Below are 6,895 nucleotides of genomic sequence, written 5' to 3' on the forward strand. Positions count from 1 at the left end.
ACCGCCGCCACGGTGTCACTCGTTTGGCGCTTTCGCAGCGAACGCACGGCGTCCGCCACATCCCGCCACCAGGCGACGCGTGGCCGGCGGCGCGGGCGGACCATCATCGCGATCCCGGCGCCGCGGGCACGTTACGTGCAAAGTATCCCGGCGGGAGGTGTGCCAGATGACGGATGTCAGCACGACGAGCGAAGCGAACCCACAGAGCGAGAAGCGCCGTCTGCTGGTTCTCGTCCGCACCGGGCTGACGCTGGCGATCGGCTACCTGCTCATCTTCAGCACCCGTGATTCGGCACCGCCGCCCGCCCTCACCGCCTTCGTCGTCCTCTACCTCGCCAGCAACATCGTCGTCGCCCTGATGCCGTCCCGCATCCTGGCGCGGGCCGGATTCGACGTCGGCCTGATCCTCACCGACACCGCCGCCATCTCCTTCGCCCTGTCGCTCATTCCGGACGCGAACACGGACGTCTTCGTCTTCTATTTCACCGTCATCCTGCTCGCGTCGATCACCGACCGCACCGCCCTGAGCCTGCTGTCGCCGCTCATCACCAGCGGCGCCTATCTCGCCTTCCTGCTGGCGCGCTACGGCGTCCAGGAGTTGATGCAACCGTCGATCCTCCTGCGCCTGCCGTTCTTCCTGCTGACCGGCACGTTCTACGGCTTCTTCGTCGACCGGGTGCGCCGCGGCCAGATCGCGGTCGCCGCCGCCAAGCAGCGCGCCGCGGCGCGCACCGAGCTGCTGCAGGCGATCACCCACGATCTCAAGCAGCCGCTGTGGGTCGCCAGCGAGTCGGCGACGATGCTCTACGACCGCCTCGCCCGCGACGCCCACCCGGCGCGCGAGCTCGCCGCGCAGATCATGGTCAGCCTGCGCCGGATGGAGGCCCTGACCCTCAACTTCCTCGACCTCGGCAAGCTGGAGTTGCGCGGTCTGTGCGCCCTCCCGCAGCGCACGTCGTTGACCCGCATCGTCGACGACCTGCTCGACGCCGTCGCGCCGGCCTGCGACCTCAAGGGCGTGCGTCTCGACCGCGAGACGGCGCCGGCGCTGCCGCAGGCCTGGATCGATCCGATACAGGCGGAGCGCTGCCTCGGGAACATCCTCGACAACGCGATCAAGTTCACGCCTGCCGGCGGCACCGTGAGCGTCCGCACCGCGGTCGACGGCAATGCGCTCGCCGTGCGCGTCGCCGACGACGGCCCCGGCATCAGCCCGGAACGCGAAGCGGGGTTGTTCGATTCCTTCCAGGCGGGCACCGCGAGCGGCGGCCGTCGCAGCAGCGGCCTCGGGCTGCACATCGCCGATGCGTTGGCCCGCGCCATGGGCGGCAGCATCGACCTCGACCACGATCACACCCGCGGCACCTGCTTCGTGGTCCGGCTGCCGATCGCCGCCGAGCAGGTGAACGCGATGCCGTTGCCGGCTCCCGCCGCGACCGCGGCCTGATCCGCGTCAGCCGAGCGCGACCTGGGCCCGGTAGAGCGCCGCGATCGACTTCGCGTCCTCGATCTCGCCCCGCGCCACCATCGCCAGGGCGCTCGCCAGCGGGACGCGACTCACGGTGAGCACCTCGTCGTCCTCCAACGCCGCCGCGGTCTCGCGCAGCTCGCGCGCCAGGAAGAGATGGATGCGCTCGTCGCAGAACCCCGGCGTGGTGACGATGCTGCCGAGCGGCGTCCACCGCGCGGCGACGAGCCCGGTCTCCTCCTCGAGCTCGCGACGGGCACACGCCGCCGGCGCCTCGCCGGCGCCGAGCGTGCCCGCCGGTACTTCCCAGATGAAGCCGCCGGCGGCATGGCGGTACTGGCGCAGCAGGACGACGGCGCCCTCGGCGTCGAGGGCGACCACCGCCGCAGCGCCCGGATGGTGCACGATGTCCAGAGTGGCGCGGCCGCCGTTCGGGAGCGTCACTTCGTCCTGGTTGACCGTGATGATGCGGCCGCGGAAGACCTCGCCCATGCCCCATCGCTAGCACGGCGACGGGAGGTCGAACGACCGGACGAGGTCAGTGGAGCAGCGGCGGGGCGCCCGCCGGCGACGCCGGCCGGCGCATCCATGCGCCGCGCCGCCGCGCGTGGCGCAGGCAGGGCTGGACGCCCTTGTCGCGCAGCGCGTGCAGGTCATCCTGGATCGCCCGCAGCAGCCCATGGTCGATGCCGACGATCAGCACGTCGACGATCCATTCGCCCGGCACGGCTTCGGTCAGCCGGCGAATCGTCTGCATCACGCTGCCCAGCACCCCCTGATCGATGGTGCCGGCGTAGGTGTAGAGCCACTGCGGGCCGCCGGAAGCGAGGCGCCAGACGCGCACGCTGACTCGATTGGTGTGCGGTTGGTGATGGACGAGTGACAGTCTCATGTGCTCGCTCGTACGTTGCCTTTCTCTCTGAGCAACCGGAATGCCAGCCGGCGAGGCGCGCCCGGCGTCACGGCTGGCGCAAGCCGCCTTCCCCGTTGCCCTGACAATTCCGCCGCGCGCGGCGGGCGGCTGCCATGGCAGGAATTCGCCGCCGCCGCATGGCATGTGGCTGGCCCGCGATACCTCGGGGCGCGCCCGAATGGGCGAACGCGAACGCCCGCATCGTCGCGCTCCGCCGCGCCAGCGGCTCGCAATGGCGTCACTGGGGGGGCGCTGAGCGGCCCGACCGCGCTGTCCGGGCGCCGACCAACTCGACATCGCCTGTTGGAGGGTCGCCCAACCCGCGGCAGCGCTTCGCCGGCGGTCCGCTTCGCAGGCTCAGTCGTCCCAACTCGGCACGGCGGGGTTTCGCCGCACGAACACCGCGCCGACGCGATCCGTGAAGGCCAGTTGCCACCGCTCGTCGGCCGCCAGCGCGCGCGCGAGGCCCATGTCGCGATGCACGAGAACGGTCCTGATCTCGTAGGTGTCCAGGATCGTCTCGTAGCCCGGGGCGGCCTGTTCGAGCCGCGCGGCGTCGAAGAACGCTCCGTTCTCGAACAGATTGTTCCGCCCGTCCCAGAAGGTGCGCCGCTCGCCCCGCCACGCCCAGTCGAGGTAGCCGCCGAACGTGTAACTGTTGAAGACGCGGTCGGGAAGGCCGTGCTCGGCGATGAACTCGGCGCTCGCGACCGGGGCATCCGCGAGCGGATCCTTCTTCGCGGTCGCCAGCGCCATGCCCGCCAGGAGCAGCGCGAGCGCGGCAACCGGCGCCGCGGGGCGACACCAGCGCGGCGCGGTCGTCGCGCTGCCCCACTGCCGTCGGTCGATCTGGCTGCACAGGATCGCGGTCTGGATGCCGAAGAGGAACGTCGCGTGGCGGCGCGCGACCAGCGCGCCGACGAGGGCGACGACCAGCAGGGCGACTTCCGAATGGCGGTGCCGCGCGTCGCCCCAGAACGCCCTGGCGACGATGATGCCGACGCTCAGCGCGAGCGCGCCGAACCACTCTGGTCGCGCGAAGTCGGGCGGACGGAACTGATCGATGTGCGCGGTGGTGCGCCCCCAGTAGAGAGTCAGCGCGTCGGGGATGGCGTGGATCGTGTTGGGGTTCAGCAGGGTGGCGGCCATGCCCAAGACCGCGGTTGCCACGAATGGCCGCAGGGGGACGCGATCGCCCGCGTCGTCGAGCTGGCCGAGGGCCCAGAATGCCATCGGCACCGCGGCGAGCAGCATGAAGGACGGATGGCTGTTCACCCAGAAGACGCCGATGGCGAATGGGACGTACCAGCGGAAGCGAGCGCCGTCGCGCAGCCGCCACGACCAGAGGAACAGGCCTGCGAAGGCGAGGTCGCCGAAGTTCTTTCCGCGCGCGGTGAGGAGATCGTGTTCGACCAGAACCTGGACGACACACAACGCGAGACCGACGCCGCGGGCGACCCAACTCCGCGCGTACGGGAGGACGAACAGCAGCAGGGCGCCGACGTAGGCGGCGGTGTTCAGCAGCAGGACCGCGCCGAGCCCGATCGTTCGCGCGGCGAGGGCCATCGCGATCTGATAGGCGCACATGTTGACGACCCACGCGTCGCTGCTCGAGGCGAAGCTGAAGGGATCGCGATCGGGGAGCCGTCGGTGCGCGAGCAGCCAGTCGCCGGTGGCCAGCGACCAGAAGCCGTCGTTCTGCAGGCGCATGGTGTGCCAGACCAGGGCGCCCAGCGCGAAGATTCCGCACGCCAGGAGCGCATCGCCGGCGAGGCGGGAGGGGAGCGCGCGCGAGCGAGCCGCCGGCATCACGGCGTCGCCGGCGTCGCCGCGGGGAGGGGCGGGTTGACTCGGAACCCGCCCTCCTTCGCCCACGCCGCGAACAGGATCGCCGCGCGCCGTTGCGTCTCCGGGTCGGCGTTCGTCGATCGCACCGCGGCCAACGTGTCCAGGGCCTTCGCCGTCTTCCCCAGGCGGTGCTCCAGCTCGGCGCGCAGCAGCGTGCCGGCGCCGAGGGTGCCGTTGGCGCGTTCGAGGGCCGACCAGTTGGCCGCTTCCCAATGGGCGCGAAACGGGTTGTCACGCTCGAGCCACGCCGCGGCTCTCTGCGGCGCGAGGACCGGCAGCGGGGGGTCGCGCCGGGGCGGCGCCAGCAGTGCCGCCGTCACGGCCAACAGCGACCAGCCGGCGATCCGGCCCCGGCGCTGCGCCGCCGCGTCGCGCGGATAGCAGGCGCCGACGGTCGCCGTCGCCAGCAGGAATGCCGGCACGTACAGCGCAAGGGCGAGCGCCGACGACGAGAAGACGGCGACGACGAGGAGCCCGACCCCGAGCCGTCGGCGGGGGCCGAGGGCGAGCAGGGCCCACACCGTTGCCAGCAGCAGCCCGCCCCGACAGACGGCGAGTGGATGATCGAACGGGGTCGGGGCGAACGCGATCGTCCACGGGTTGGCTCCGGCATGGATCTGCCAGATGACGAGCACGATGCCCTCGATCCCGAGCAGGACGAACGCCAATCGCGCATCGCGGAGCCAGCTCGCGCGTGGCGAATCGTCTGCCGCGCCAGCGTTCCCCCGAGCCGTCGTCATCCCCGCGTCTGCCGCCCTGCGTATGGGGCATCCGTGTCGCTGTCAACGCTCGCCAACCGTCTCTCGCCAACCGTCTCGACGATGACAACGCGACCGCGCACGCGCATGGCGCAGGGCAGGTCTCCGGCGGCGAGACGAGGACAGCGCCCGGCAGCGGGCCTGCGCCCGACGCCGCCGCGACCATCGAGGGGGGGAGCCACGGCGCACCCGCCGCGGCAACACGTCCTGCATTTTCTGCCTTGCTGTTCGGCTTCGCTTCGGTACCGTTTGTGCCGCCCGGAGACGACCCCGGTGGAGGAGGGTATGCGGTCGATGCGATCAGCAATCGCTGGAAGCGTGCTCGGAGCACTGCTGCTGAGTGACTGCGGCGCGGTGAAGTTGGTGGCGCCGGAGGGGCGCGAGGTGCGCATCCTGCCGGCCGATGCGCCAGCGAGCGTCAAGGTGGACCGCACCGTCTGGTACTGGATGTGGGGTGATCGGCCGATCTCCGACAACACCACGCGGCAGGACATCGAGGTCTTCGGGTTGCGCGAGGTGCGCTACACCACCAAGCAGACGGGGTTCGAGATGCTCACCAATCCGTTCACCTCGATCATCTCCATCGTTCGCCGCACGCTCATCGTCGAGGGCAACCCATGAGCGCCGCCAGACGGCCGCGCGTGGCCACCGCCACGGCCCTGTCCGCGCTCACGTTCTGTTCCGGCTGCTTCGCCGTGCGTAGTGAAGCCCCACCGCCGCCGCCGCACGTCCGCCTGCTCTCCGAATCCGCCCCCGTGCAGGTGAGCCGCAAGTATCAGAAGTGGTACGGCGCCTGGGGCCTCTTCCCGCTCAGCCCGGCAGACGAGCCGAAGTACATCATCGAGAACGAGAAGCTGGTCGAAGCGCGCATCCTGCAACAGGACAGCTTCGAGGATCTCGTCGCCGGCTTCATCTACACCGTCATCTTCGCCGGCGTGATCCTGCCGCAGAGCATCATCGTCGAGGGCAACCGCGCGCCGGCGCCGGCGGCCAGTGGCGCGCCGGAGACCCTCCGACCGCCCCAGTGACCGCGCGCCCGACGCCAACCTCCTCGAAATGACGCCGGTCGTCAGAAGCCGATCGCGCAGCCGTCCTTGCGCGGATCGGAGCCGCCCCAGTACGCGCCGCGGTCGGGATCGATGGCGATCGCCTGCGCGCCGCCGAAGCCACCGGCGAGCAGCGCCGCCGATTCGTCCTCGACGACGTGGCCGCGGCGCGCCAGGTCGGCGCCGATCGCCGCCGCCAGCGCCGATTCCAGGGCGACGCGCTCGCCGCCGAGAACGTTGAAGCGCGAGCGCTCGATCGCCTCCTGCGCGTTGTCGCCGCCGTCGATGCTGCCGGCGACGCATCGACCACCACGTCCAGCCGTACCTGACCTACTGCGGCTGGGCGCACGTGTCGGCCAGCGTCGACGGCACCACCATCGCCGATTCCGAGCGCTCGCTTTCGGCGAGCTCGCCCATACGCCGGCGACGCTCCTGGAGGGCGCCCACGCCCGAGGCCCGATCACGATCGTCGGCGTGTGCTGCGGGGACGAGTGCCGCGGCATCTTCAATGCCTGGCAGGCGCGCGGCGGGCGCGACCCGTATGGACCACGCAGACGGGGTGGTCATCGGGCTCGCGGGCTGGCGGCGGCATGGGCGGCGCCGGGCGCGCCGCACGGTGGTCGGGCTCGAGAAGGCGAACGTTGCAGTCGTTGCCCCCGAGCCATCCGTCGTTGGCCGCGTTGTACCCCATCATGGATGGCGGGCGGCGAATCGCCCCGGCCCGGCCTCCCATGGCGATCCCGCGCGGAGAGCGCTCATTGTCCCGGCAGCCATCCTCCCGCCGGCCGCCGCCCGGCCGCGGCCGGCGGATCTGCGTGCGCCGCCATCCCGAGCGCGGCGTCCTGCAGCGGGTGGTACGCGA

8 protein-coding genes are annotated in these 6,895 nt (G+C 71.5%); 3 read left to right on the plus strand and 5 right to left on the minus strand.

The features are described from left to right. Positions 1-166 precede the first annotated feature (166 nt). Positions 167-1,447, plus strand: coding sequence for a HAMP domain-containing histidine kinase (locus KF840_09935; GenBank protein MBX3025218.1), 1,281 nt, complete (start codon positions 167-169; stop codon positions 1,445-1,447). A gap of 6 nt (positions 1,448-1,453) precedes the next feature. Here the strand turns inward: KF840_09935 and KF840_09940 are convergent, their stop codons facing one another. The 4 genes from KF840_09940 to KF840_09955 form a co-directional block, all read right to left on the minus strand. Then, positions 1,454-1,960, minus strand: coding sequence for an NUDIX hydrolase (locus KF840_09940; protein MBX3025219.1), 507 nt, complete (start codon positions 1,958-1,960; stop codon positions 1,454-1,456). Between the two features lie 46 nt (positions 1,961-2,006). Beyond that, entirely contained in the window at positions 2,007-2,360 is a 354-nt protein-coding gene (locus tag KF840_09945; GenBank protein MBX3025220.1) for a hypothetical protein, read from the minus strand. A 378-nt stretch (positions 2,361-2,738) separates the two neighbouring features. Beyond that, entirely contained in the window at positions 2,739-4,190 is a 1,452-nt protein-coding gene (locus KF840_09950) for a hypothetical protein (protein MBX3025221.1), read from the minus strand. After that, positions 4,190-4,897, minus strand: a complete 708-nt coding sequence (locus KF840_09955; protein MBX3025222.1) for a hypothetical protein — start codon at positions 4,895-4,897, stop codon at positions 4,190-4,192. Before KF840_09955 ends, KF840_09950 begins: the two co-directional genes overlap by 1 nt. A 384-nt stretch (positions 4,898-5,281) precedes the next feature. Between KF840_09955 and KF840_09960 the strand changes: the two genes are divergently transcribed. Together KF840_09960 and KF840_09965 are read left to right on the plus strand one after the other, a co-directional pair. After that, positions 5,282-5,608, plus strand: a complete 327-nt coding sequence (locus tag KF840_09960; protein MBX3025223.1) for a hypothetical protein — start codon at positions 5,282-5,284, stop codon at positions 5,606-5,608. 20 nt (positions 5,609-5,628) lie between these two features. Beyond that, positions 5,629-6,015, plus strand: coding sequence for a hypothetical protein (locus KF840_09965; protein MBX3025224.1), 387 nt, complete (start codon positions 5,629-5,631; stop codon positions 6,013-6,015). A 41-nt stretch (positions 6,016-6,056) separates the two neighbouring features. On the opposite strand, the gene KF840_09970 is transcribed toward KF840_09965, so the two are convergent. Further along, positions 6,057-6,536 (minus strand): gamma-glutamyltransferase, encoded by a 480-nt coding sequence (locus tag KF840_09970; protein MBX3025225.1) that lies wholly within the window; start codon positions 6,534-6,536, stop codon positions 6,057-6,059. Positions 6,537-6,895 lie beyond the last annotated feature (359 nt).

The organism is bacterium (genome assembly GCA_019637795.1).
Lineage (GTDB): Bacteria > Desulfobacterota > Binatia > HRBIN30 > CADEER01 > JAHBUY01.

Excerpts from the sequence above, each read along its gene's own strand:
- KF840_09935 (MBX3025218.1), top strand. The coding sequence starts at position 167 with ATGACGGATGTCAGCACGACGAGCGAAGCGAACCCACAGAGCGAGAAG.
- KF840_09940 (MBX3025219.1), bottom strand. The coding sequence starts at position 1,960 with ATGGGCGAGGTCTTCCGCGGCCGCATCATCACGGTCAACCAGGACGAA.
- KF840_09945 (MBX3025220.1), bottom strand. The coding sequence starts at position 2,360 with ATGAGACTGTCACTCGTCCATCACCAACCGCACACCAATCGAGTCAGC.
- KF840_09950 (MBX3025221.1), bottom strand. The coding sequence starts at position 4,190 with ATGCCGGCGGCTCGCTCGCGCGCGCTCCCCTCCCGCCTCGCCGGCGAT.
- KF840_09960 (MBX3025223.1), top strand. The coding sequence starts at position 5,282 with ATGCGATCAGCAATCGCTGGAAGCGTGCTCGGAGCACTGCTGCTGAGT.
- KF840_09970 (MBX3025225.1), bottom strand. The coding sequence starts at position 6,536 with ATGCCGCGGCACTCGTCCCCGCAGCACACGCCGACGATCGTGATCGGG.